The sequence below is a fragment of the Mycobacterium talmoniae genome, from assembly GCF_001854525.1.
Taxonomy (GTDB): Bacteria; Actinomycetota; Actinomycetes; order Mycobacteriales; family Mycobacteriaceae; genus Mycobacterium; species Mycobacterium talmoniae.
The window spans coordinates 1-1,070 of sequence record NZ_MLQM01000347.1; the positions used below are offsets into that span (position 1 = coordinate 1).

The 1,070-nt window shown below is 71.9% G+C and carries 1 protein-coding gene; it reads right to left on the reverse strand.

Annotated elements, in window-relative coordinates; all coding sequences use genetic code 11:
- Positions 1-724, reverse strand: a 724-nt coding sequence (locus BKN37_RS27265) for a biotin/lipoyl-containing protein (protein WP_341271942.1), incomplete at its 3' end; no start/stop codon positions are given.
- Positions 725-1,070: the final 346 nt, after the last annotated feature.

The following is a 1,070-nucleotide window of genomic DNA, read 5'->3' on the forward strand; positions in this document are numbered from 1 at the left end:
GCTTGGGGGCGGGCTCGGCCTTGGGCTCCGGTTTCGGCTCGGCCTTGGGTTCCGGCTTGGCCTCGGCCGGGGGCTGCGGCGCGGGTTTCGGCTCGGGCTGGGCGCTCGGCGCGCCGCTGCCGATCTTGGCCAGCTCCCCGCCGACCGCGACGGTGGTGTCCTCCTCGGCGGTGATGGACAGCAGCGTGCCGGCCACCGGGGACGGGATCTCGGTGTCCACCTTGTCGGTGGACACCTCCACCAGCGGATCGTCGACCTGCACCGCGTCGCCGACCTTCTTCAGCCACCGGGTCACGGTGCCCTCGGTCACCGACTCACCCAGTTCGGGCATCAGCACCGGGGTCGCGTCACCGCCGGCGGCCGGCTGGGGCTCGGGCTCGGGCTGCGGTGCGGGCTGGGAGTCGGGCTGCGGTGCCGGCTCGGCCTGCGGTTCGGGCTCGGCCTGCGGTTGCGCCGCGGGCTGCTCGGCCTGCCCGGCGCCGTCGGCGGCGTCGCCGATCACGGCCAGCTCACCGCCGACCTCGACGGTGTCGTCCTCTTGGGCGACGATCTTGGTCAGCACCCCGGCGGCCGGCGACGGGATCTCGGTGTCGACCTTGTCGGTGGACACCTCCAGCAGCGGTTCGTCGACCTCGACCGTGTCGCCTTCTTGTTTGAGCCAGCGGGTGACGGTTCCCTCGGTGACGCTTTCACCGAGGGCCGGCATCTGGACTGAGAAGGCCATCGTTGTTGACTCCTCGATCGATCGGTCGGCCGCCACGGGTCGTCTTCCGGCTTACCACAGCGTCGTGCGCCGGGTCAGGCACCCAGGTGGGATTGTCGGGACCATCCTGTCACTGCAGCGGTGCGGCCCGGCACGCAGGTCCACGACCGGGCGCCGGTTGCTTGACACCCACCGATGCGCCGGGCAGGGTCAAACCCACTCGACACCAACGGTATGACCTACTGGCGGTCACAGTAAATTTCTGCGTGGCGGGGGGGTCGATGGCAGCGGCAGGGGTCGGCGACAGCGCGGGCGGGACCCGCCTCGCGGGCTACGAACAGGGGAAACCCGACGGGGCGGGGGGGGG